This is a genomic window from Pseudomonas sp. NPDC088414 (assembly GCF_044753325.1).
Taxonomy (GTDB): Bacteria; Pseudomonadota; Gammaproteobacteria; order Pseudomonadales; family Pseudomonadaceae; genus Aquipseudomonas.
In genome coordinates this window covers 89,801-112,363 of the sequence record NZ_JBIVMY010000017.1, presented here as the reverse complement: position 1 = coordinate 112,363, position 22,563 = coordinate 89,801, and the positions used below count along the sequence as shown (strand labels likewise).

The window sequence follows — 22,563 nt, the reverse complement described above, 5'->3', positions numbered from 1 at the left end:
ACGAATCAACACATTATTGCGCTAGCGCCACTGTTGATCACCAGCCTCACCATTATCGTGGTGATGCTGGCAATCGCCTGGCGCCGCAACCACTCGCAGACCTTCCTGATCTCGGTCGCCGGTCTGAACCTGGCCTTGCTGTCGATCCTGCCAGCCCTGAAAGTCGCGCCTCTGGCCGTGACTCCTTTGCTGCAAGTCGACACCTTCGCCTGCCTGTACATGGCGCTGATCCTGGTCGCCACCCTCGCCTGTGTGACTCTGGCCCACGCCTACCTCGGCGATGGCGGTTCGGGTTACCCGGGCAACCGTGAAGAACTGTACCTGCTGATCCTGATGGCCGCCGCCGGTGGTCTGGTTCTGGTCAGCGCGCAGCACCTGGCCGGTTTGTTCATCGGTCTGGAACTGCTGTCGGTACCGGTCTACGGTCTGGTGGCTTATGCCTTCTTCAACAAGCGTTCGCTGGAAGCCGGCATCAAGTACATGGTGCTGTCGGCCGCCGGTTCCGCGTTCCTGTTGTTCGGTATGGCGCTGCTCTACGCTGACGCCGGCACCCTGAGCTTCAACGGTATCGGTCAGGCCCTGGCTACGACCAACCTGCCGAGCTCGCTGGCTCAATTGGGTCTGGGCATGATGCTGATCGGTCTGGCGTTCAAGCTGTCGCTGGTACCGTTCCACCTGTGGACGCCGGACGTGTACGAAGGTGCTCCGGCACCGGTGGCCGCGTTCCTCGCCACGGCGTCTAAGGTTGCCGTGTTCGCGGTGATGGTGCGTCTGTTCCAGATCTCCCCTGCCGCGAGCAGTGGCGTGCTGAGCGACGTACTGAGCGTGATCGCCGTCGCCTCGATCCTGTTCGGTAACCTGCTGGCCCTGACCCAGAGCAACCTCAAGCGTCTGCTCGGTTACTCGTCCATCGCGCACTTCGGCTACCTGCTGATCGCTTTGGTGGCGAGCAAGGGTCTGGCGGTGGAAGCCATCGGCGTGTACCTGGTCACCTACGTGATCACCAGCCTTGGCGCGTTCGGCGTGATCACCCTGATGTCCTCGCCGTACAACGGTCGCGACGCAGATGCGCTGTACGAGTACCGCGGCCTGTTCTGGCGTCGTCCGTACCTGACCGCCGTACTGACCGTGATGATGCTGTCCCTGGCCGGTATCCCGCTGACCGCTGGCTTTATCGGCAAGTTCTACATCATCGCCACCGGTGTCGAGTCGCACCAATGGTGGCTGGTCGGCTCGCTGGTACTGGGCAGCGCCATCGGCGTGTTCTACTACCTGCGCGTGATGGTCACCCTGTACCTGATCGAACCGAACCTGCGTCGCCACGACGCCCAGTTGCACTGGGAACAGAAAGCCGGCGGCGTGATGCTGCTGGCCATCGCCCTGGTCGCGTTCTTCCTGGGTGTGTACCCGCAGCCATTGCTGACTCTGGTTCAGCAGGCGGGTCTGGCGGGCTGATTGCTCGGCTGGCTGGAAACGGAAACGGCACCTTCGGGTGCCGTTTTTGTTTTATGGATTCCATGTAGCAACAAATAACCTGTGGCGAGGGAGCTTGCTCCCGCTGGGACGCGAAGCGGCCCCGCTGTTCAGCCGAGAAGCGGGGCCTGCTCCGCAGTCCAGCGGGAGCAAGCTCCCTCGCCACAATGGCATCACAGTTTCTTCACCATCGGCACGCAGGCCAGTTGCAGACCCGAAGGTGATTGATAAACCGCACTCTCCTCCCCGACATAACCACAACGCCGATAAAAGTCGACCGCATTCAATGTTGCGTCCAGGCACACCTCGGTCAGCCCGAGATCCCGCGCCAAATCTTCGAGAAAGAACAGAACACGCCTGCCCAGCCCACGCTGCATGACATCCGGGCGAATGAAGATCGCGCCGATTTCACGGTGCTCCAGATCGAGCATGCCGGTTGCCACGGGTTCATCCTCGATGCAGCCCAGATAGAAATGCTTTTGCATCAGCGTGTCGTAACCATCCTCAGCGCAACCCTTGGTCCACTCGAGCATCTGTTGCTCGCTATAGGCACCGATGCATTGATGTCGAATGGCCTGTCGCCGAATCTCGAACGCTATCCGGGCATCGTCCGGGGTGGCTCTTCTGATGTCGAACATTTCTCTCTCCATGAGCCATGTGCGGACGGGCAATGAAAAAGCCCCGTCCATTGCTGGCGGGGCTTTGGGTACACGTCAAATGACAAAAACGTATGACCTCATGGCCCGCCGGAAGCGGTCATGGAGGAGCACATCATGGTCATTCGAAGTTGGACAGTCATGGGGTGATAGTGCTGCGGATTGTTCCTACACGTCAATTGCCAAGCCTCCTCGCTACTCAATCGAACGTTCTCACCACACTCGTCGATTCGTCCTACAGGTGTTTTTACGACCGGAGTCTACCGTTCAAAAAGGGACGAAAAGGAGGGCTTGGAGGCCTTGACCGATTCGATTATCGAGACAACACTATACGTAGGTAACGTACAGAACATGGATGCTCTTTTTGTCGAATTACGTATGTTTCAGAAATACCGAGACGATTATCTGGACGACGATCTATTTCGGAGCTTTCAACTGGAGTTGCTGAAAAACCCCGAAGCGGGCGATCTGATCGAGGGTACAGGTGGGCTGCGCAAGATTCGCTTCTGTGATCAGCGACGAGGCAAGGGCAAGCGAAGCGGATTACGGGTGATTTACTACGGGTGGTCAGGTTTCAACCAATTCTGGCTGTTCACTGTGTACGGCAAAGACGAGTACACCGATCTCTCGCCGGCTCAGAAAAAGCTGTTCAAACAAACTCTGGATAAAGAAATCAACACGAGATCCCACTATGAAACGTGACATTTTTTCCGAATTGATGGATGGCCTCGAAGCTCTGGCAGAAGAGCGCCAAGGCAAAATCACGCTGCGCACACACAAGGTTCAGTTACCGAAACTGATGCCCATCACAGCCGAGGAAGTGGTAGCCATCCGCCAACAGCTCAACCTCTCGAGGTCAGTGTTCGCCATGTACCTGCGCACCAACACGCGAACGCTCGAAAACTGGGAGCAAGGACGAGCAACGCCCAATGCTCAGGCCACGACCCTGATCCGTCTGGTCGAGCGATTTCCACAAACCATCGAACAACTCGCAGCCTTGAACTGAACCCACTTGGCACAAACCATTACATGACGAAATTGTAATTCCCCCATCACCTTGGCGTTATCCGCAGCTTGCAACGATGTGACCCGGCGACCAATGCCGACGGGCCCTGCCCCGCCGAACAATAAAACCAAGCCGACGCACGTTCCCGTTCTGCCGAACCCAAGGAGTGTTTGATGGTTAACAATACAAAAATGTCGATGGCCGCTTTAGCGGTGGTGGTCGGCTCAGGGCCGTCCATGGTGTTTGCAGAAGACAAGCCTGAGGGCTTTGTCGAAGGCAGTAGCCTGACGGTGCTCAACCGCAACTTCTACTTCAATCGTGATCATCGCAACGGCCAGTCCAGCCCCACCGGCAACGGTTATTCCGAAGCCTGGGCGCATGCAGTGATCAGCAAGTTCGAATCCGGTTTCACTCAAGGCACCGTTGGGGTCGGTGTCGATGCGTTTGCCCTGCTCGGCTTGAAACTCGACACCGGTGACGGACGCAACGGCGGGCGCAGTTCGTTCGATGTGCTGCCGGTCAACCGTGACGGCCAGGCGCGGGATGAATACACCAAGATCGGTGGCGCCGCAAAAGTGCGGGCCTTCGATACGGTGGTCAAGGTCGGTGATGTGTTCCCGGCCAACCCGGTGGTGGCGGCCGGTGACTCGCGCTTGCTGCCGGAGAGCTTTCGCGGCGTGACGGCGACCAACACCAGCATCGACGGTCTGTCGATCCAGGGCGGCCGTCTGCATGCGATGAGCCAGCCGGTGTCCAGCGACATGCGCGAAAACTTCGCCACGTTCTACGCAGGCCCAGTCAATTCACCGTGGATCGCTTACGGCGGCGGCGATTATGTGCTGAACAAGAACCTCAGTTTCAGCCTGTACTCCAGCCGCCTCAAGGATGCCTGGAACCAGTATTACGCCGGCACCGCATGGACCTATCCACTGTCGGACGAGCTGTCGCTGTTCGGCGGCCTGAACTATTACAAAGCGGTCGACGAAGGCAAACAACTGCTCGGCCAGTTCGACAACAACATCTGGAGCGGCCGCGTCGGCGTGAAACTCGGCGCGCACTCCGTCGCCCTCTCCCACCAGCGCAACAACGGAGACGACGACTTCGATTACCTGCGCCAGTCGGACTCGATCTTTCTCGATAACTCGATCCAGTACAGCGACTTCAACTCGCCGAAAGAACGTTCGTGGATGGTGCGCTACGACCTCGACATGAGCCCTTACGGTGTGCCGGGGCTGTCATTCATGACCCGTTACGCGCGTGGCACCGACGCCGACTATTCCAATGCCAACGCCGTGTATATGCGCCGCGACGCCGAAGGCAATCCGCTGACCGACCAGAAGCGCTGGGAACGTGACATCGAAGTCAAATACGTGGTGCAGAGCGGCTCGATGAAAGACCTGTCGCTGCGTTTGCGCCAGGCCACCACCCGTGCCACGGCGTTCGAGTCCGACCTGGATGAAGTGCGGGTGATCGTCGAATACCCGCTGGCAATTCTCTGAGTTTCCCGAGCAATACCATTCACCTTCAGAAGCTCCTTGCTCCTTTGGTCAGAGGTGAATTTTTTGGCGTCCTTCAGGACGCCTTTTTTATGTCTGCCGATTTCACGCCGCTGCCACAGGTTTGATCAGCGATTGCAGAACGCCGGGCACAAAAAAACCGGAGCCAAGGCTCCGGTTTTTCAGATCAGTGGGTCCTCATTCCCGCTGCATACATCGCCAGTTTCAGCACACTCGCCACCACCGCGAGCGATACCACACTGCCGAACCAGATCAGCAACAACCAGCCCAGACGCTTGTACCAGCGGGAGGATTTGACCTCACGCGAATCAATGGTAGCCATCGCCAATCCTCACTTTGCCGCGGAATACGTAGTAGCTCCAGAAGGTGTACATCAGGATCACCGGCAGGATGAACAGAGCGCCGATCAAGGCGAACAACTGGCTCGACGGCGGTGATGCCGCCGCCCACAGGCTCACCGATGGCGGGATGATGTTCGGCCAGATGCTCAGCGCCAGACCGATGTAACCGAGCAGCATCAGCACCAGAGTGAACACGAACGGCCAGTGGGTGTGACGCTGACGCAAGGTGCGCAACAACCCGAACAACGCCAGCAGCGCCAGCGCCACCAACCCGGCGAATACCATCAGGTGTCCGCTGGTCGACCAGCGAGTGGCCAGCTCCGGGTGCAACTTCAGCGTCCACGCACCAATCACCACCACCATCGCCGTCAGCAACCACGCCAACGGCCGGGTGAACAGACGCATCCGCGACTCGAGCATGCCTTCGGTCTTGACCAGCAGCCAGGTGCTGCCCAGCAGCGCATACGCCACCACCAGACCGACGCCACACACCAGCGGGAACGGCGCCAGCCAGTCCAGGCCGCCACCGGCAAACTGCCGATTCACCACGGGAATGCCCGATACGTACGCGCCGATCGCCACACCCTGGGAGAACGTTGCCAGCAGCGAACCACCGATAAACGCCTTGTCCCACCAGTGACGCTTTTGCGGCGACGACTTGAAGCGAAACTCGAACGCCACGCCACGGAAAATCAGCCCGCAGAGCATCAGGATCAGCGGCAGGTACAACGCCTCCAGAATCACCCCGTAGGCCAGTGGAAAGGCGCCATACAGCGCCGCGCCACCAAGCACCAGCCAGGTTTCGTTGCCATCCCACACCGGGGCGACAGTGTTCATCATCACGTCGCGCTCCTGCTCATCCGGGATCAGCGGAAACAGGATGCCCAGGCCCAGATCGAAGCCGTCCATGATCACGTACATCATCACCCCGAAGGCGATGATCACCCCCCAGATCAACGAGAGATCGATACCTTGAATACCCATGACTCAATGCTCCTTCATCGGGACGGTAGCCGCCGAAATGGGCCGCCGCGGGGTCTGCAACTGATCGCCCTCCGGCGGATGTTCGTGATGCGGCTGCGGGCCCTTGCGCACCAGTTTCATCATGTAGCCGATGCCCACGGTGAACACCGAGCAGTAGATCACCACGAACAGCAGCAGCGAGGTGCTCATCTGCGCCACCGAGTGGTGCGACGCGGCGTCATGGGTGCGCATCAGGCCGTAAACCACCCACGGCTGGCGCCCGACTTCGGTGGTGATCCAGCCGGCCAGCAACGCGATCAACCCGCTCGGCCCCATCAGCAACACCAGACGCTGGAAGCCGCGATGCTGATAGAGCCTGCCGCCACGGCGCAGCGCCAGACCGAGCACACCGACGAAGATCATCAACATGCCCAGCCCGGCCATCACGCGGAAACTCCAGAAGATGATGGTCGAGTTCGGCCGGTCTTCTTTCGGGAAGCTCTTGAGCGCCGGGATCTGCTTGTCGAGGCTGTGGGTCAGGATCAGGCTGCCGAGGTACGGGATTTCCAGCGCGTATTTGGTCTTCTCCGCCTGCATGTCGGGGATGCCGAACAGCACCAGCGGTGTCGGGCCGTTGTCGGCGTTTTCCCAGTGGCCTTCGATGGCGGCGATTTTTACCGGTTGATGCTCCAGGGTGTTCAAACCATGGGCGTCACCGACCACCGCCTGAATCGGCGCCACGATCAGCGCCATCCACAACGCCATGGAAAACATCCTGCGCACCGGCGCGGTATTGTTGCCGCGCAGCAAATGCCAGGCCGCCGACGAACCAACGAAGAAGGCCGTGGCGACGAACGCGGCGATCGCCATGTGCGCCAGACGGAACGGGAACGACGGGTTGAACACAATCGCCAGCCAGTCCAGCGGCATCACCCGCCCGTCGACGATTTCGAAGCCCTGCGGGGTCTGCATCCAGCTGTTGGAGGCGAGAATCCAGAACGTCGAGATCAACGTGCCGATGGCGACCATCACCGTGGCAAAGAAGTGCAGGCCACGGCCGACGCGGTTCCAGCCGAACAGCATGACCCCGAGGAAACCGGCTTCAAGGAAGAACGCCGTCAGCACCTCATAGGTCAGCAACGGCCCGGTGATGCTCCCGGCGAAGTCGGAAAAGCCGCTCCAGTTGGTGCCGAACTGGTACGCCATGACCAGCCCCGAGACCACGCCCATGCCGAAGTTGACGGCAAAGATCTTCGACCAGAAGTGGTAGAGATCGCGGTAAGTGTCGTCACGGGTTTTCAGCCACAGGCCTTCGAGTACCGCGAGGAAACTCGCCAGGCCGATGGTGATCGCCGGGAAGATAATGTGGAACGAAACCGTGAACGCGAATTGAATTCGCGCCAGGTCCAGTGCCTCAATGTTGAGCATGATGATGTCCTCATCCAGGCTGAAAAGCGGCAGCACGTCGCCGGGCCACCGCCAGGCGCGAACGCCTGCAGCCAGTCAAATTGCCAGTATTTTTATAAGTAGCGGGTCAGGCCAGCGACGACGGGATCAGGTTGCTGACCTTGGCCGCTTCGAGGCGAATCGCGACGAATTTCGAGGTCGGCGTGTAGGTCCGGTCGCCGTAGCTTTCCAGCGGCACCAGCGGGTTGGTTTCCGGGTAGTACGCCGCCGCCTGACCGGGCGGAATGTCGTAGGCGATCAGGGTGAAACCGCTGACCCGACGCTCGCGCTCGTCATCCCACAGCGCCACCAGATCGACCTTCTGCCCCGGTTCGAAACCGAGTCGCTGGATATCCTGTTCGTTGGCGAAGATCACGTCGCGCATGCCGTAGACCCCGCGATAACGGTCGTCGAGGCCGTACAGCGTGGTGTTGTACTGATCGTGGGAACGCATGGTCTGCAGGATCAAATCCGGCTTGACCGGCAGGTTGCGCACGCCTTCGCTGATCAGGTGTTCCGGCAGCACGCACGGGGTGAACTGGGCTTTGCCCGACTCAGTGTTCCAGACCCGGTCCGAGGCGTCGTTGCCGAGGTGGAAGCCACCCGGGGTCAGCAGTTTTTCGTTGAAGTTCTCGAAGCCCGGAATCACGTCGCCGATCAGGTTGCGAATGCGCCCGTAGTCGCCCACCACCCACTCCCAATCGATTGGATGTTTGCCTAACGTGGCGGCGGCGATTCCGGCAATGATTGCCGGCTCGGATTTCAAGTGCGCCGACTTCGGCTTCAGTTGACCGAACGACAAATGCACCATGCTGAAGGTGTCTTCCACAGTCACCCCTTGCGGGCCTTCGGCCTGGATGTCGATGTCGGTACGACCGAGGCACGGCAGGATCAATGCGTCGCGTCCGGTGACCAGATGGCTGCGGTTGAGCTTGGTCGAAATGTGCACGGTCAGGTCGAGTTTGCGCATCGCTTCGTGGGTGCGCGGGGTGTCCGGCGTGGCTTGGGCGAAGTTGCCGCCCAGACCGATAAACACTTTGGCTTCGCCCCGCTCCATGGCGCCGATCGCCATCACCGTGTTGTGGCCGTGCATGCGCGGCACTTTGAAGTTGAAGCGTTTTTCCAGCGCGTCCATCAGCTCCTTCGGCGCCAGTTCGTTGATGCCCATGGTGCGGTCGCCCTGCACGTTGCTGTGACCGCGCACCGGCGACAGCCCCGCGCCCGGACGGCCAACGTTGCCGCGCAACAGTTGCAGGTTGATGACTTCCTGCAGGGTCGGCACCGAGTGCACGTGTTGGGTCAGGCCCATGGCCCAGCACATGATCACGCTCTTGGCGCGGCCATACATCCGTGCGGCCAGTTCGATGTCGTGCAACGGCACGCCGGACTGCTCGAGAATGTGCTCCCAGCTCGTGGCGTCGACTTCTGCCAGGTAGCTGTCCAGACCCGAGGTGTGCTCGGCAATGAACGCATGGTCGAACACCGGTTCGCCACCGCTGGCCTGGGCTTCACGCTCCCACTGCAGAAGGAATTTGACCATGCCGCGAATCATCGCCATGTCGCCACCCAGCGCCGGGCGGAAGTACGCGGTGTTGGTCGCTTCCCAGCCGTTGCTGAGCATCTCGATCGGGTTCTGCGGGTTCTGGAAACGTTCCAGGCCACGCTCTTTCAGCGGGTTGATGCACACCACTTGTGCCCCGCGTTTCACCGCTTCGCGCAGCGGTTCGAGCATCCGTGGGTGGTTGGTACCGGGGTTCTGGCCGATGACGAAAATCGCGTCGGCGTGGTGCAGATCCTCGTAGACCACGGTGCCTTTACCGACGCCGAGCGTCTCGCCCATGCTCACCGCACTGGCTTCGTGGCACATGTTCGAACAGTCCGGGAAGTTGTTGGTGCCGTAGGCGCGGACGAACAACTGATAGAGAAACGCCGCTTCGTTGCTGGCCCGGCCCGAGGTATAGAACTCGGCCTCGTGCGGCGATTTCAGGCCCTTGAGGTGTTCGGCGATCAGCGCGAACGCGTCTTCCCAGGTGGTTTCCACATAGCGATCGACCCGCGCGTCGTAACGCATCGGGTGGGTCAGACGGCCCTGATATTCCAGCCAGTAGTCGCTCTGTTCGGCCAGGCTCGATACCGTGTACTTATTGAAGAACGCCGGGTCGACCAAGCGCCCGGTGGCCTCCCAGTTCACCGCTTTGGCGCCGTTCTCGCAGAACTTGAGCATGCTCGCACCGGGCGCTTCACCCCACGCACAGCCCGGGCAGTCGAAGCCGCCATTCTGGTTGGTCTTGAGCATGGCGCGGATGTTTTTCAGGGCGTTTTCACTGCCCAGCCAGCTTTTGGTCAGGCTGATCACAGCCCCCCAACCGGCAGCGGCACCCTTGTAAGGTTTGTAACGGTCGACTTGTGACATGGGACATCTCCATGACGATGCACACAGGCATGAACCTGATCTTGGTTAAACAGCGACGGCCGACTTTGCACAGCAATAAAGTGGTCGTTTCAGTTGCCGGAGCAAGGATATGAACCGTTACAAAACATTGTCTAATCGCTATTTATGACCACATTATCGAAAGCCTCTATCACGGGGAAAAACCCTTTATTTACGGGGCGTTGCGAAACTAAAGCGGCAACTTTCGAGCGAAAATAATTGATCATCGACGCGCTCAATCAAGCGTTCACAAACAGTGATTGGACGTGGTCTGAAGTTGCCCATAACCTGCAGCAACCTGGTCCGTAAATGCGGACTTTTCACTCTTGCGAGGCTGTCATGTCAGAGCGTGTCCTGATCGATGGTTACAACCGCCGCGTCGACTATCTGCGCATGTCGGTCACCGACCGCTGCGACTTCCGCTGCGTGTATTGCATGGCCGAGGACATGCAGTTTCTGCCGCGTCAGCAAGTGCTGACCCTGGAAGAGATCTATCAACTGGCGCAGAGCTTCGTGGCGCTGGGCACGCGCAAGATTCGCCTGACAGGTGGCGAGCCGCTGATCCGTCCGGGCGTAGTCAAGTTGTGCGAGCAGATCGCCGCCCTGCCCGGCCTGCGCGAGCTGTGCATGACCACCAATGGCTCGCAGCTGGGCAAACTCGCCGCGCCGCTGTTCGACGCCGGGGTCAAGCGCCTGAACATCAGCCTCGACAGCCTTGACCCGGAGCGCTTCAGGCAAATGACCCGCACCGGTGATCTGGCACAAGTGATCAACGGCATTGATGCGGCGCGCAAGGCCGGTTTTACTCGAACCAAACTCAACGTGGTGGTGATGCAGGGGCGCAACGATCAGGAGATCAACGATCTGGTTAGCTTTGCCATCGACCGCCAGCTCGACGTCTCCTTCATCGAGGAAATGCCGCTGGGGATCATCAGCGAACACAGCCGCGCCGAGTCGTTTTTCTCCAGTGCCCAGGTGCGCGAGAAGATCGCCGAACGCTTCACCCTGATCGACTCCGCCGAGTCGACCCAAGGCCCATCACGCTACTGGCGGCTGGCCGAAGCGCCGGACATTCGTCTGGGGTTCATCTCGCCGCACAGCCATAATTTCTGCGGCACCTGCAACCGGGTGCGGCTGACTGTCGAAGGGCGCCTGCTACTGTGTCTGGGTAACGAGCATTCGGTGGATCTCAAAGCCGTGCTGCGCGCTCATCCGGGGCAACCGCAGCGGCTGGAAAAAGCCATTGTCGAGGCGATGAAACTCAGGCCGTATCGACACAATTTCGAAGTGAACGACGACGTGCAAGTGGTTCGCTTCATGAATATGACCGGCGGTTGATCCGCCAATTTCCATGCTTAACCGGGATCGCCCAGCATGATCGTCAGACCCAAGGTCAACCAGTTCGCCATCCTCTTCACCCTCAAGGGATCGATCGCCAAACGCATCGCCCTGCGCACGCTGATGGTCACTCTGTTGGCCTCGGCCATCGTGCTGATGGAAATCCTTCACCCGAGCAACTTCACCAAGGTCAACGCCACGCCGTTCACCCTGCTCGGGCTGTCACTGTCGATCTTCATGAATTTTCGCAACAACGCCTGCTACGACCGCTGGTATGAAGCACGCAAGGCCTGGGGCGAGGTGATCGTGCACATTCGTTCGGTGATTCGCGAGACCCATGTCATCCGTGAATCGGTGCAACGCAAGCCGTTGCTGCTCAACCTCTGCGGATTTGCTCATGCACTGAATGCGCGATTGCGCCGGGAAAGCGAAGCGGCGGCCTGCAGCAAGTGGATCACCCCGCAACACGATGCGCGGGTGCCGGACTACAGCGGACGGATTCTGCAACAGGTCGGCCAGCAGTGCTCCGACCTGCATCAAAGCGGTGAACTGACTGAGTGGCGCTACATGCTGCTGGCCAATCACCTGACCAGCCTGACTCAGGCGCAAGCGGTGTGCGAGCGGATCAAAAACACCCCGCTGCCCTTCCCCTACACCTTGCTGCTGCACCGCACGATCTACCTGTTCTGCATCCTGCTGCCGTTCGCCATGGCCGAACCGCTGGGCTGGCTGACGCCGTTGTTCACGGCGATTGTCAGCTACACGTTCTTTGGTCTGGACGCGATTGCCGATGAACTGGAAGACCCGTTCGGCCGCGACGAAAACGATTTGGCGACCGACTCCCTGGTACGCACCATCGAGCGCGATATTCTCAGCGAACTGGGTGAAACCGACCTGCCACCGATGCTGCTGCCGGTGGACTATGTGCTGAGCTGATCACATTTCTCCAAACAACAAAAAAACCTGTGGGAGCTGGCTTGCCAGCGATCGCGCCGGGTCAGCCAACTTCAATGTTGGATGTGCCGGCCTAATCGCTGGCAAGCCAGCTCCCACAGGGATTGCTAGTGTTTATACGTTCTTCTATAAGCATTACAAAAAAGATCGCAGCCTTCGGCAGCTCCTACATTGGAATGCGTTTCCTGTAGGAGCTGCCGAAGGCTGCGATCTTTTGATCTTCGCTTTAAAACAGTTCGCTGAAGGGAATAAAGCGCAGCGGATCGCCAATGCCGTGGGTGCTGTTTTCCGGCACTTCCACCAGCCCATCGGCCCAGGTTGCACCGAGCAAAACACCGGAACTCTGGTTCGGATACAACACCGCACTGCCCGCCTCCAGCCGCACCCGCAGATACTCCCGACGGCTGCCAGCCTTGTTCCAGGCGAACCCGGCATTCACCGTGAAGCTCAATGGCATGACCTCTTCTACGCCCTGAATACGCAGCAGATACGGCCGTGCCAGCAGGCCGAAGGTCACCAGCGCCGAGGTCGGATTGCCCGGCAGGCCAATCACCGGCACCGTGCCGAAATGGCCCACGGTCAACGGTTTGCCTGGCTTGATCGCCAGCTTCCACAGCAGCGGTTTGCCGTCCTCGCGCAGCACCTGCCCGAGGCAATCGGCATCGCCGGCAGACACACCACCGGTGGTGAGAATCAGGTCGGCCGCCACTTGCAATTGCTCAAGTTTGAGCCGCGTCTGTGCCGGGCGATCCGGGAGGATCCCGGCGTCGATCACTTCGCAGCCCAGTTCCTTAAGCCAGTGGCCGAGCAACACGCGGTTGCTGTTGTAGATGCTGCCAGGACGCAGCGGCAGGCCCGGCTCGACCAGTTCGTCACCGGTCGACAGCAGCGCCACGCGCGGGCGACGCACCACGTGCAACTGTGCCAGCCCCTGCCCGGCGGCGACCGCCAGTTCGAACGGCCCGAGGCGTTTGCCGGCACGCAGCAGGATGTCGCCAACACGATTCTCCTGACCTTGCGCGCGAATGTTCTGCCCCGCCTTCAACGGCTGCAGGAAGTCCACGCGACCGTCCTCCAGCACTTCGACGTTCTCCTGCATCTCGACGCAGGTGGCGCCCGGCGGCAGTGGCGCGCCGGTAAAGATCCGCGCACAGGTACCGGGCAATAGCGCGTCCGGCGCCTGGCCGGCGTAGACCTTCTGCGACACCTTCAACGGCTGACGATGCAGATCGGCCAGGTTCAAGGCATAACCGTCCATGGCGCTATTCGGCCATGGCGGCAAGTCGAGCGAGGCGACCAGATCACTGGCCAGCACCCGCCCACGTGCCTCGTCGAGCGGCAGTATTTCGCTGTCGGCCAGACGTTGCTCATTGGCCATGCCAAGCAACTGGTCGAGGGCGTCCTCGACCGGCATCAATCCTGCCTTGCTCATCCGCGCGGCCCACAGGCGGCGACTGATTTGAGGTGCGGCACAAAGTTGCACGGGCGATGGCGGTTATCCAGTTGCTCGGCCAGGATGCCTTCCCACGCGGTGCGGCAGGCACCGGTCGAACCCGGCAGGCAGCACACCAGCGTGCCGTTGGACAGTCCGGCCAGCGCGCGGCTTTGCACGGTCGAGGTGCCGATGTCGAGAATCGAAATGGCGCGGAACAACTCACCAAACCCATCGATCTGCTTGTCGAGCAGACAAGCCACCGCTTCCGGCGTGCTGTCGCGTCCGGTGAAGCCGGTGCCGCCGGTGATCAGCACCACCTGAATGCTGTCGTCGGCAATCCACTGCGCGACCTGGGCGCGGATCTTGTACAGGTCATCCTTGAGCAGGTTGCGTTCGCTCAGGGTATGACCGGCCTCCAGCAATCGGCTGACCAGCAATTGGCCGGACGTGTCGCTTGCGTAATCGCGAGTATCGCTGACGGTCAGTACGGCAATGTTCAGGGGGACAAACAGGGCATCCGCTTTCGCACTCATGGAAATCTCCGACAATAGTTGATCTCATTGCCGGGCAGCCTAAGTGCCACTTATGAGTACTGTCTAATCACTCTGGCCAACCACATTATCGAGCTGCTCTATCGGTGCCGTTGACCTCGGCCGAAGCCTTTGAAACCATGGGCGATAGAGCTGATCGATAGGCTTTTCAATTCTTCCGATTGGACGCAAACACGGTCAGATGAGATCGTCGCACCTCGCGTTTTCCGTGCGCTGCGCGCATCTGCGTCAATACTCAATCCAATTTCTCAACGAGCAGGTGCCTTCGTGGACATCAAACAACTCAAGTTCCTGATCGCACTGGACGAAACCCGACACTTCGGCCAGGCCGCCGCCCGCTGCCACATCACCCAGCCGACCCTGTCGATGCGCCTGCGCAACCTGGAAGATGAGCTGGATCTGGTGCTGGTCAATCGCGGTCAGCGCTTTGAAGGTTTCACTCAGGCCGGCGAACGGGTACTGGCCTGGGCGCGCACCCTGCTGGCCGCGCATGACGGTCTGTTCGCCGAAGCGGCGGCGTGCCGCGGGCAACTGGTCGGTAGCTTGCGCCTGGGTCTGGTGCCGCTGAGCAATTTCAACCCGGTCAATTACATTCAGAGTTTGTCCGGGACCTATCCCGAGCTGAAATTCAGTCTGTCGTCGGGGAGTTCCGACGAGATCATCGCCGGCCTTGGCAACAACCAACTGGACCTGGGCGTGTGCTACCTCGACCACGTCAACCCGAACTATTTCGATTTTTTCGAGATCGGCGAAACCCGCGTCGGGTTGCTCTACGACAACCGTCACTTCCATTTCCAAGGCTCGGAAATGAGCTGGGAAGACGCCGCCGAACTGCCGCTGGGGATGATCACCACCGGCATGCATTACCGCAAATCCATCGACCTCAGCTTCCGCAGTCGCGGGCTCAATCCGCAGCCGATCATGGAAAGTGATTCGACGTATCAGTTGCTGCAGGCGATTCACCAGGGCTTCTGCTGTTCGATCATGCCGCTGGACAGCGGGCTGGAAGAGCCGATCGAACACCTGTCGTTCATGCAATTGCCGGATGCCAGCGTGCTCGCGCCGCTGGGGCTGATCATGCGCAAGACCGAACCGCGTTCGGCGATTGCCGAAAAGTGTTTTGCCGAGGCGCGAAAGATGTTTGGGGTTGAGGCAATTTAAACCAGATACACACCCCTGTAGGAGCTGCCGAAGGCTCGGGCCGCGATCGGACGATCTTTTGATCTTGATTTTTGTTTTTAAGATCAAGATCAAAAGATCGCAGCCTTCGGCAGCTCCTACACGGGAGGCTGTGGTGATAGATCCGCCCGATCACCGCATCAGAACAAGCGATTGGACGCACTTTCACCACGCCCGTAGCCTGAACCCACTTCAGCGCTTCGGGACTTTTCAAGATGCTCTGCCACGTCGAATCCACCACCGAACCCAACGCCCCCGCCCCGCAACCGTCACAGGTGGCGTTTCGCGAATACCTGTCGCACGCCCCGCTCTCGCACGCTGCCCTGGCTGCGGAAATTGCCCTGGCGATCACCTTCAATGGCCTGAGCCAGGCGGTGATGATGGTTTCGCCCGGCAACCTCGAAGACTTCATACGTGGCTTCGCCCTGAGCAACGCGATCATCGACAGCGTCGACGAGATCTACGACATCCGCCTGAGCCATTTCGATCAGGCCTGTCAGGCTGACGTGCAGATTTCCAGCCGCGCGTTCTGGGCGCTGAAAGATCATCGCCGGCAAATGGCCGGCACCAGCGGCTGCGGCATTTGTGGCGTCGAGGCGCTGGAGCAGGCGTTGCCGCAACTGCAGATTCTGCAACCCTGCGCCCTGCCGCCGGCCGCGCATTTCGACGGTATCCGCCAACGCATCGAACAAGCCCAGCAACTGGCTCGCAGCAGCGGTGCCCTGCACGCGGCGCTGTACTTCGATGCCAGCGGTGAAGCGCTGCTGTGCCGCGAAGACATCGGCCGGCACAACGCCCTCGACAAGCTGATTGGCGCGATGCAAATCGCTGACGTCGATGCGCGCCAGGGCTTCGTGGTGGTCACCAGCCGTTGCAGCCTGGAGCTGATCCACAAAGCCGTGCGCGCCCGCCTCGGCACCCTTGTCAGTCTGTCCGCCCCCACCGCGTTGACGGTGCGTTGGGCGCTCAAGCATCGGCTCAATCTGATCCACGTGCCGCACCGCAACGCCCCCCGAATCTACAGCCCGATCCAGGAGCTTTTGCCATGAGTAACACCCTCACCCACCTCGACGATCAGGGCCGCGCCAACATGGTCGACGTCAGCGACAAAGCCGCGACCCGCCGCGAAGCCACGGCTCAAGCCTGGGTGCAGATGCAACCGCAAACGCTGCAGATGATCCAGGCCAACGGTCACCCCAAGGGCGACGTTTTCGCCGTGGCGCGCATCGCCGGGATTCAGGCAGCCAAGCGCACCCACGAGCTGATCCCACTGTGTCACGCGCTGCTGCTCAGCTCGATTCACGTTGAACTCAAGGCCTGCGAACCGGACCGCGTGCAGATCACCAGCACCTGCCGCCTCACCGGCCAGACCGGCGTCGAACTCGAAGCCCTGACTGCCGCCAGCGTCGCGGCGCTGACGATCTATGACATGTGCAAAGCGGTGGACCGGGCGATGGTCATCGGCGACATCCGCCTGCTGAGCAAACAGGGCGGACGCTCCGGGCATTTTCAATGGGAGGACGCGCAATGATCCTGATCAACTACTTCGCCAGCTACCGTGATCGCCTGAATCTGGGCGGGGAAAAAATCCCCCTGAGCGACAACCTGCGCAGCATCGAGGACGTGCGGCAGATGCTCATGGCTCGCGGCGAGGAATGGCGCGAAGTGCTCGGTGCCGGCAACTTGATGTGCGCGTTGAATCAGGAGCTGTGCCAACCTGGCGCGGCCATCGAAGACTTCGACGAGATTGCGTTTTTCCCACCGGTCACCGGGGGCTGAGCATGACGGTTCGAGTGCAGTACAAAAGCTTCGACGTCGGCCAGTTGACCGCCGACCTGCATGCGCGCAATCCACGGGTCGGCGCGGTGGTGAATTTCATCGGCTATGTGCGCGATCTGAACATCGGGCAGAGCGTGAACGAGCTGTTTCTCGAGCACTATCCGGGCATGACCGAAAAAGCCCTCGAACAGATCGCCGAAGAAGCGCGCCAGCGCTGGCCGCTGCTGGGGGTCGAGATTGTGCATCGGGTCGGTGCGCTGGCGGTCAGCGAGCCGATCGTGTTCGTCGGTGTCAGCAGCAAGCACCGGCACATGGCGTTCGAAGCCTGCGCGTTCATCATGGACGTGCTCAAGACCCGTGCGCCGTTCTGGAAACGCGAGAGCACGGCGCAGGGTTCGCATTGGGTCGAGGCGCGGGAGAGTGACCAGAATGCGGCGCTGCGCTGGAGTCTGGCGCATACCTGAAGAGCAAAAGCCCCTCACCCTAGCCCTCTCCCCGAGGGAGAGGGGACTGATTGGGGGATATTGAAGAAATTCACCGAATTGAAAGATTGGCCCTGAATCCATAATCGACTCGATCTTTCAGATCGATGGATAACGCCAGACACCCCGGTCGGCCCCATTCTCGTAAAGGCGTTTGGCTGAAAACCAAATCCATAATCGACTCGATCTTTCAGGTCGATGGATAACGCCAGACACCTCGGTCGGCCCCCTCTCCCTCTGGGAGAGGGCTGGGGTGAGGGTTGAAAGTCTGATTAGATAGCCACTCCGCCAGGATTAAACTCCGGAGTCTCGTTTGAGCACAGCGCCCAACAACCTGCCCCGCCCCGCTCCCGTCACGCTGCGCCAGGCCTGGCGCTTCTGGCTGAAACTCGGCTGCATCGGTTTCGGTGGCCCGGCCGGGCAGATCGCGATCATGCATCAGGAACTGGTCGAGCGCCGGCGCTGGATCTCCGAGCGGCGCTTTCTGCACGCGCTCAACTACTGCATGTTGCTACCCGGCCCCGAGGCCCAGCAACTGGCGACCTATATTGGCTGGCTGTTGCATCGCACTTGGGGCGGGGTGATCGCCGGGGCGCTGTTCGTGCTGCCGTCGCTGTTCATCCTGATTGCGCTGTCGTGGCTGTACATCGCGTTCGGCGATGTACCGGTGGTGGCCGGAATTTTCTATGGAATCAAACCGGCGGTGACCGCGATCGTCTTGCACGCCGCGCACCGTATCGGTTCGCGGGCGCTGAAAAACAGTTGGTTGTGGGCGATCGCCGGGGCGTCATTCGTGGCGATTTTTGCCTTGAATATGCCGTTCCCGCTGATCGTCCTCGGCGCGGCATTGCTCGGCTATTTTGGTGGACGCTTGGCGCCACAGCGCTTCAACAATGGCGGGCAGCGCAGCAGTGCCAAATCCTTCGGCCCGGCGCTGATCGATGACGACACGCCGACACCCGACCATGCGCGATTCAGCTTGCCGAAGCTGTGGCGTCTGCTGCTGGTTGGCGCAGCGCTGTGGTGTTTACCGATGGGCCTGCTGACCGCTCTGTTCGGCTGGGATGGCACCTTCACGCAAATGGGCTGGTTCTTCACCAAGGCCGCGTTGCTGACGTTTGGTGGCGCTTACGCGGTGTTGCCCTACGTCTATCAGGGCGCGGTCGGGCACTACGGCTGGCTGACGCCGACGCAGATGATCGACGGCCTCGCCCTCGGCGAAACCACGCCCGGGCCGTTGATCATGGTGGTGGCGTTTGTCGGTTTCATCGGCGGTTATGTGCAACCGACGTTCGGTGCGGAACATGCATTCGCCGCTGGCGCACTGGCGGCGACGCTGGTGACCTGGTTCACCTTCCTGCCCTCATTCCTGTTCATCCTCGCCGGCGGGCCGCTGGTGGAATCAACGCACAACGAATTGAAGTTCACTGCACCGCTGACCGCGATCACTGCGGCAGTGGTCGGGGTGATTCTCAACCTGGCGTGTTTCTTCGCTTATCACGTGTTCTGGCCCAACGGATTTGCCGGGCACCCGGATCTGTTTTCGATCGGGCTGGCGCTGCTGGCCGCGTTGGCGCTGTTCATTTTCAAACGCGGGGTGATCGAAGTGTTGATCGTTTGCGCCCTTGCCGGGCTGGGCTTGCACCTGCTGCGCTGAGCGGCGGCCAAAGAAGCAGGGGCACAATCAGCGGTTTACACGCCCGCAGATTGCCCCTTACTATCCGGGCACACCGGTCGGCGGGCCTGCCCCGCCACCGACGTTTTCCGCCAACGGAAACACGCGTTATGAGCACGTCACCACAACAACCAGAAAGGTTGAACGTCTCCGCTGTGTGCGCCCTCTGTCACAGGGGCCGCGCATGAATCGCATCGTCAATCTCCCCATGGCCCTGCGCCGTTCCAAGCTGCGTCACTCCGCACGCCCGCCGGATATCGCCTGCTGATTTCTGTCAGCCAGAAAAGATCCATTGTGGTGAGGGGATTCATCCCCGATGGACTGCGCAGCAGTCCTATTTTTTGGGGCCGCTTCGCGTCCCATCGGGGATAAATCCCCTCACCACAGGTTCTGGGTCACGTCTGACTGATCTCCATTTGATTCCTGCCGAGACGCTATAGCTGCGCCCGGCCCGATTCTGCGCGCCCATGCGGCGCCATCGTGAGTGATTGACCATGAAATTCGCAGCCATCGAAGACGCACGCCTGTTCCTTGAACAGAACCCCGATATCGACATGATCGAGCTGTTCATCCTCGACGCCAACGGCGTGCCACGGGGAAAGCTGTTGCACCGCGAGGAACTGCTCGCCTTATACGAAAGCGGTCGCCCGCTGCCCAGCACCATCCTTGGCCTGACCGTGCAGGGCGAAGACGTGGAAAACTCCGGGCTGGTGTGGGACGTCGGCGACATCGACTGCCGCGCCTACCCGCTCGAAGGCAGTCTGGTGCGCCTGCCGTGGCGGCAGATTCCGTCCGCTGCAGTGCAGGTCAGCATGCACCCGACCGAGGGCCTGCCAGCGAGCATCGCCGACCCGCGTCATCTGTTGATCAAGGTGATCGACGGCCTCAAGGCCGAGGGTTATCACCCGGTCATGGCCTGCGAGCTGGAGTTCTATTTGCTCGACGCCAAACGCGACCACAACGGTCGTCCGCAACCGGCGCTGGATGCCGACGGAGGCCGACCGCGACACACGCAGGTCTACGGTTTGCGTGAACTGGAGCAGATCGAACCGTTCCTCGCCGACCTCTACAGCGCCTGCAAACTGCACGGCATTCCGGCACGCACGGCGATCTCGGAATACGCCCCGGGCCAGGTGGAAATCACCCTCGAACACGGCGACGCATTGCTCGCGATGGATCAGGCGGTGCGCTACAAACGTCTGGTCAAAGCCGTGGCGCACAAGCACGGCATGCGGGCGACGTTCATGGCCAAGCCGTTCGATGATCTGGCTGGCACCGGGATGCACATGCACGTCAGCCTTGCTGATGGCGAGGGGCGCAATCTGTTCGCCGCCGAGGATCCGGCGGGCACCCCGCTGCTGCGTACGGCGATTGGCGGCATGCTCGCCTCGCTGCTCGATACGCTGCTGCTGTTCTGCCCCAACGCCAACTCCTACCGCCGCTTCCAGGCCAACAGCTACGCGCCGTTGGCGCCGACCTGGGGCGTCGACAACCGTACCGTCAGCCTGCGCGTACCGGGCGGCCCGGCCAACACCCGGCACATCGAACACCGGATCTGCGGCGCCGATGCCAACCCATATCTGGCGGCGGCAGCGATCCTTGCCGGCATCCATCGCGGGATTCGCGAAAAGCTTGATCCGGGCGCACCGGTCGAGGGCAATGGCTACGCGCAAGCCAAGACGTTGCTGCCGACTGATTGGCTGACCTCGCTGCAGGCGCTGGAAAACTCGGTGTGGGCGCGGGATGCCCTGAGCCAGGAATTTCTCGGGGTGTATCTGGCGGTGAAGCGTGCCGAGTACCGGCAGTTCATGGCCGAGGTGGGTGAGCAGGATTGGCGCTGGTATCTGACCGAAGCCTGACATACACCCTAAATCCTGTGGGAGCTGGCTTGCCAGCGATGGGGCCGGCAAATTCAGCATCTCTGGTGACTGATACTCCGCTATCGCTGGCAAGCCAGCTCCCACAGGGTCCTCGATCTGACTTGCGAATTTTGTGTGGACACTGACATGACCCAACGCTGCAATTCCTACTACACCGCCACCCTCAACCAGGACACCGACTACCCGACCCTGCAAGGCCGGCACCAGGTCGATGTGGTGATCATCGGCGGCGGTTTCACTGGCGTCGCCACCGCCGTCGAACTCGCCGAAAAAGGCCTGAAAGTCGCCATCGTCGAGAGCCACAAAATCGGCTGGGGCGCCACCGGGCGCAATGGTGGACAAGTCACCGGCAGCCTCTCCGGCGACGGTGCGATGCGTAAACAGATGCGCCCGAAACTCGGTGCTGAAGTCGACGATTTCATCTGGCACCTGCGCTGGCGCGGGCATGAAATCATCCGGCAGCGGGTCAAGAAGTACGGCATCCAGTGCGACCTCAAACACGGCCATCTGCACGCCGCCTACAAGCCGAGCCACATGGACGGTTTGCGCAACGATTACGCAGAGGCCGTGCGTCGCGGCCTGGGTGATGAGGTCAGCCTGCTCGACCGCAGTCAGGTGCGCGACCTGCTGCAAAGCGACCTCTACCACGGCGCGATCAAGAACACCCGCAACATGCATCTGCACCCGCTCAACCTGTGCATCGGCGAAGCGCGGGCGGCGGAAAGTCTTGGCGCCTTGATCTTCGAAAACAGTGAAGTGCTGGAAATCATTCACGGCAAAACCCCAAGCGTGCGCACCGCCCATGGCCAGATCGACGCCAATCAGGTGATGCTCGCCGGCGACGTCTATCACAAGCTCGAACCGGGCCAGCTCAAGGGCAAGATTTTCCCGGCCATGGGCGGCATCGTCACTACCGCGCCGCTGGGTGATCTGGCGCGGCAGATCAACCCCGAAGACCTCGCGGTGTACGACTGCCGTTTCGTCCTCGACTACTACCGCCTCACGGCCGACGGGCGCCTGCTGTTCGGCGGCGGCGCCAACTACAGCGGCAAGGATTCACGGGACATCGCCGCCGAACTGCGCCCGTGCATCGAGCAGACGTTCCCGGCGCTCAAAGGGGTGCAGATCGACTACCAGTGGAGCTGCGCGATGGGCATCGTGATCAACCGCATCCCGCAACTGGGCAAGCTTTCGGATAACGTCTGGTATTGCCAGGGCTACTCGGGACACGGCATCGCGACGACGCACATCATGGGCGAAATCATGAGCCGCGCGATCACCGGGCAGATGGAACAATTCGACACCTTTGCGCAGTGCCAACACATTCGCGTGCCGATGGGGGATCTGCTGGGCAACCCGTTGCTGGCGGCGGGTATGTGGTATTACCAGATGCTTGAAAAGTTGCGTTGATCGCACCGGCCCTATCGCGAGCAGGCTCACTCCTACAAGGGAAACGC

The 22,563-nt window shown here is 60.7% G+C and carries 21 protein-coding genes; 14 read left to right on the top strand and 7 right to left on the bottom strand.

Translation table 11 applies throughout. The features are described from left to right. Nucleotides 1-1,455 (top strand): NADH-quinone oxidoreductase subunit NuoN (gene nuoN / locus ACIP8I_RS16335; protein WP_400762407.1); only part of this gene is annotated, 1,455 nt, incomplete at its 5' end. Nucleotides 1,456-1,646: 191 nt separating this feature from the next. Here nuoN and ACIP8I_RS16330 read toward each other — a convergent pair. Next, complete coding sequence (locus ACIP8I_RS16330) at nucleotides 1,647-2,111, bottom strand: GNAT family N-acetyltransferase (protein ID WP_400762406.1); 465 nt, start codon at nucleotides 2,109-2,111, stop codon at nucleotides 1,647-1,649. 369 nt (nucleotides 2,112-2,480) lie between these two features. Here ACIP8I_RS16330 and ACIP8I_RS16325 point away from each other — a divergent pair, with 369 nt between their 5' ends. The 3 genes from ACIP8I_RS16325 to ACIP8I_RS16315 all read left to right on the top strand — a co-directional run bounded on the left by ACIP8I_RS16325 (nucleotide 2,481) and on the right by ACIP8I_RS16315 (nucleotide 4,634). Beyond that, a complete protein-coding gene (locus ACIP8I_RS16325) occupies nucleotides 2,481-2,831 on the top strand; it encodes a toxin (RefSeq protein WP_400762411.1) in 351 nt (116 codons plus the stop codon). Further along, entirely contained in the window at nucleotides 2,821-3,135 is a 315-nt protein-coding gene (locus ACIP8I_RS16320; RefSeq protein ID WP_400498897.1) for a helix-turn-helix domain-containing protein, read from the top strand. Before ACIP8I_RS16325 ends, ACIP8I_RS16320 begins: the two co-directional genes overlap by 11 nt. Before the next feature lie 173 nt (nucleotides 3,136-3,308). Further along, entirely contained in the window at nucleotides 3,309-4,634 is a 1,326-nt protein-coding gene (locus ACIP8I_RS16315; protein WP_400762402.1) for an OprD family porin, read from the top strand. A 184-nt stretch (nucleotides 4,635-4,818) separates the two neighbouring features. On the opposite strand, the gene ACIP8I_RS16310 is transcribed toward ACIP8I_RS16315, so the two are convergent. The 4 genes from ACIP8I_RS16310 to ACIP8I_RS16295 form a co-directional block, all read right to left on the bottom strand. Beyond that, nucleotides 4,819-4,974, bottom strand: coding sequence for a DUF2474 family protein (locus tag ACIP8I_RS16310; protein WP_400762398.1), 156 nt, complete (start codon nucleotides 4,972-4,974; stop codon nucleotides 4,819-4,821). Continuing rightward, nucleotides 4,961-5,977: a cytochrome d ubiquinol oxidase subunit II gene (cydB, locus tag ACIP8I_RS16305; protein ID WP_367084985.1), complete on the bottom strand. Its 1,017-nt coding sequence runs from the start codon at nucleotides 5,975-5,977 to the stop codon at nucleotides 4,961-4,963. The genes ACIP8I_RS16310 and cydB overlap by 14 nt, the downstream gene beginning before the upstream one ends. A 3-nt stretch (nucleotides 5,978-5,980) precedes the next feature. Next, nucleotides 5,981-7,384 (bottom strand): cytochrome ubiquinol oxidase subunit I, encoded by a 1,404-nt coding sequence (locus ACIP8I_RS16300; protein WP_400762396.1) that lies wholly within the window; start codon nucleotides 7,382-7,384, stop codon nucleotides 5,981-5,983. Nucleotides 7,385-7,490: 106 nt separating this feature from the next. Beyond that, the gene (locus tag ACIP8I_RS16295) at nucleotides 7,491-9,815 is read right to left on the bottom strand and encodes an FdhF/YdeP family oxidoreductase (RefSeq protein WP_400762394.1); all 2,325 of its coding nucleotides are present in this window, start codon (nucleotides 9,813-9,815) and stop codon (nucleotides 7,491-7,493) included. 357 nt (nucleotides 9,816-10,172) lie between these two features. Between ACIP8I_RS16295 and moaA the strand changes: the two genes are divergently transcribed. Both moaA and ACIP8I_RS16285 read left to right on the top strand, forming a co-directional pair. After that, complete coding sequence (gene moaA, locus ACIP8I_RS16290; RefSeq protein WP_400762392.1) at nucleotides 10,173-11,171, top strand: GTP 3',8-cyclase MoaA; 999 nt, start codon at nucleotides 10,173-10,175, stop codon at nucleotides 11,169-11,171. 36 nt (nucleotides 11,172-11,207) lie between these two features. Further along, complete coding sequence (locus ACIP8I_RS16285) at nucleotides 11,208-12,107, top strand: bestrophin family protein (RefSeq protein WP_400762390.1); 900 nt, start codon at nucleotides 11,208-11,210, stop codon at nucleotides 12,105-12,107. 244 nt (nucleotides 12,108-12,351) lie between these two features. Here ACIP8I_RS16285 and glp read toward each other — a convergent pair whose 3' ends face one another. Both glp and moaB read right to left on the bottom strand, forming a co-directional pair. Beyond that, entirely contained in the window at nucleotides 12,352-13,557 is a 1,206-nt protein-coding gene (glp, locus tag ACIP8I_RS16280) for a gephyrin-like molybdotransferase Glp (protein ID WP_400762388.1), read from the bottom strand. Next, a complete protein-coding gene (gene moaB / locus ACIP8I_RS16275) occupies nucleotides 13,554-14,093 on the bottom strand; it encodes a molybdenum cofactor biosynthesis protein B (RefSeq protein ID WP_007964888.1) in 540 nt (179 codons plus the stop codon). Before moaB ends, glp begins: the two co-directional genes overlap by 4 nt. Nucleotides 14,094-14,378: 285 nt before the next feature. Here moaB and ACIP8I_RS16270 point away from each other — a divergent pair, with 285 nt between their 5' ends. The 8 genes from ACIP8I_RS16270 to ACIP8I_RS16235 all read left to right on the top strand — a co-directional run bounded on the left by ACIP8I_RS16270 (nucleotide 14,379) and on the right by ACIP8I_RS16235 (nucleotide 22,516). Beyond that, on the top strand, nucleotides 14,379-15,272 hold the full coding sequence (locus ACIP8I_RS16270; RefSeq protein WP_400762385.1) for a LysR family transcriptional regulator: 894 nt from the start codon (nucleotides 14,379-14,381) through the stop codon (nucleotides 15,270-15,272). Nucleotides 15,273-15,505: 233 nt separating this feature from the next. Next, a complete protein-coding gene (gene fdhD / locus ACIP8I_RS16265; protein WP_400762383.1) occupies nucleotides 15,506-16,339 on the top strand; it encodes a formate dehydrogenase accessory sulfurtransferase FdhD in 834 nt (277 codons plus the stop codon). After that, nucleotides 16,336-16,821, top strand: a complete 486-nt coding sequence (gene moaC, locus ACIP8I_RS16260) for a cyclic pyranopterin monophosphate synthase MoaC (RefSeq protein WP_330206232.1) — start codon at nucleotides 16,336-16,338, stop codon at nucleotides 16,819-16,821. The genes fdhD and moaC overlap by 4 nt, the downstream gene beginning before the upstream one ends. Beyond that, entirely contained in the window at nucleotides 16,818-17,069 is a 252-nt protein-coding gene (locus ACIP8I_RS16255; protein ID WP_400762381.1) for a MoaD/ThiS family protein, read from the top strand. The genes moaC and ACIP8I_RS16255 overlap by 4 nt, the downstream gene beginning before the upstream one ends. Nucleotides 17,070-17,071: 2 nt before the next feature. Continuing rightward, nucleotides 17,072-17,533: a molybdopterin synthase catalytic subunit MoaE gene (moaE, locus tag ACIP8I_RS16250; protein WP_367084995.1), complete on the top strand. Its 462-nt coding sequence runs from the start codon at nucleotides 17,072-17,074 to the stop codon at nucleotides 17,531-17,533. A 331-nt stretch (nucleotides 17,534-17,864) separates the two neighbouring features. Further along, nucleotides 17,865-19,208: a chromate efflux transporter gene (gene chrA, locus ACIP8I_RS16245; RefSeq protein WP_400762379.1), complete on the top strand. Its 1,344-nt coding sequence runs from the start codon at nucleotides 17,865-17,867 to the stop codon at nucleotides 19,206-19,208. A 512-nt stretch (nucleotides 19,209-19,720) separates the two neighbouring features. Further along, the gene (locus ACIP8I_RS16240; protein ID WP_400762377.1) at nucleotides 19,721-21,085 is read left to right on the top strand and encodes a glutamine synthetase family protein; all 1,365 of its coding nucleotides are present in this window, start codon (nucleotides 19,721-19,723) and stop codon (nucleotides 21,083-21,085) included. 147 nt (nucleotides 21,086-21,232) lie between these two features. Then, nucleotides 21,233-22,516: an NAD(P)/FAD-dependent oxidoreductase gene (locus tag ACIP8I_RS16235; protein ID WP_400762375.1), complete on the top strand. Its 1,284-nt coding sequence runs from the start codon at nucleotides 21,233-21,235 to the stop codon at nucleotides 22,514-22,516. The last annotated feature ends 47 nt before the right edge of the window (nucleotides 22,517-22,563 follow it).

Bases quoted from the DNA above. Each gene is read 5' to 3' on its own strand.
- ACIP8I_RS16315 (WP_400762402.1), top strand. From the start codon at position 3,309: ATGGTTAACAATACAAAAATGTCGATGGCCGCTTTAGCGGTGGTGGTC.
- ACIP8I_RS16300 (WP_400762396.1), bottom strand. From the start codon at position 7,384: ATGCTCAACATTGAGGCACTGGACCTGGCGCGAATTCAATTCGCGTTC.
- glp (WP_400762388.1), bottom strand. From the start codon at position 13,557: ATGAGCAAGGCAGGATTGATGCCGGTCGAGGACGCCCTCGACCAGTTG.
- ACIP8I_RS16325 (WP_400762411.1), top strand. From the start codon at position 2,481: ATGGATGCTCTTTTTGTCGAATTACGTATGTTTCAGAAATACCGAGAC.
- cydB (WP_367084985.1), bottom strand. From the start codon at position 5,977: ATGGGTATTCAAGGTATCGATCTCTCGTTGATCTGGGGGGTGATCATC.
- ACIP8I_RS16295 (WP_400762394.1), bottom strand. From the start codon at position 9,815: ATGTCACAAGTCGACCGTTACAAACCTTACAAGGGTGCCGCTGCCGGT.
- ACIP8I_RS16285 (WP_400762390.1), top strand. From the start codon at position 11,208: ATGATCGTCAGACCCAAGGTCAACCAGTTCGCCATCCTCTTCACCCTC.
- moaE (WP_367084995.1), top strand. From the start codon at position 17,072: ATGACGGTTCGAGTGCAGTACAAAAGCTTCGACGTCGGCCAGTTGACC.
- moaB (WP_007964888.1), bottom strand. From the start codon at position 14,093: ATGAGTGCGAAAGCGGATGCCCTGTTTGTCCCCCTGAACATTGCCGTA.
- moaA (WP_400762392.1), top strand. From the start codon at position 10,173: ATGTCAGAGCGTGTCCTGATCGATGGTTACAACCGCCGCGTCGACTAT.
- ACIP8I_RS16235 (WP_400762375.1), top strand. From the start codon at position 21,233: ATGACCCAACGCTGCAATTCCTACTACACCGCCACCCTCAACCAGGAC.
- ACIP8I_RS16330 (WP_400762406.1), bottom strand. From the start codon at position 2,111: ATGTTCGACATCAGAAGAGCCACCCCGGACGATGCCCGGATAGCGTTC.
- ACIP8I_RS16240 (WP_400762377.1), top strand. From the start codon at position 19,721: ATGAAATTCGCAGCCATCGAAGACGCACGCCTGTTCCTTGAACAGAAC.
- ACIP8I_RS16320 (WP_400498897.1), top strand. From the start codon at position 2,821: ATGAAACGTGACATTTTTTCCGAATTGATGGATGGCCTCGAAGCTCTG.
- ACIP8I_RS16310 (WP_400762398.1), bottom strand. From the start codon at position 4,974: ATGGCTACCATTGATTCGCGTGAGGTCAAATCCTCCCGCTGGTACAAG.
- moaC (WP_330206232.1), top strand. From the start codon at position 16,336: ATGAGTAACACCCTCACCCACCTCGACGATCAGGGCCGCGCCAACATG.
- ACIP8I_RS16255 (WP_400762381.1), top strand. From the start codon at position 16,818: ATGATCCTGATCAACTACTTCGCCAGCTACCGTGATCGCCTGAATCTG.
- fdhD (WP_400762383.1), top strand. From the start codon at position 15,506: ATGCTCTGCCACGTCGAATCCACCACCGAACCCAACGCCCCCGCCCCG.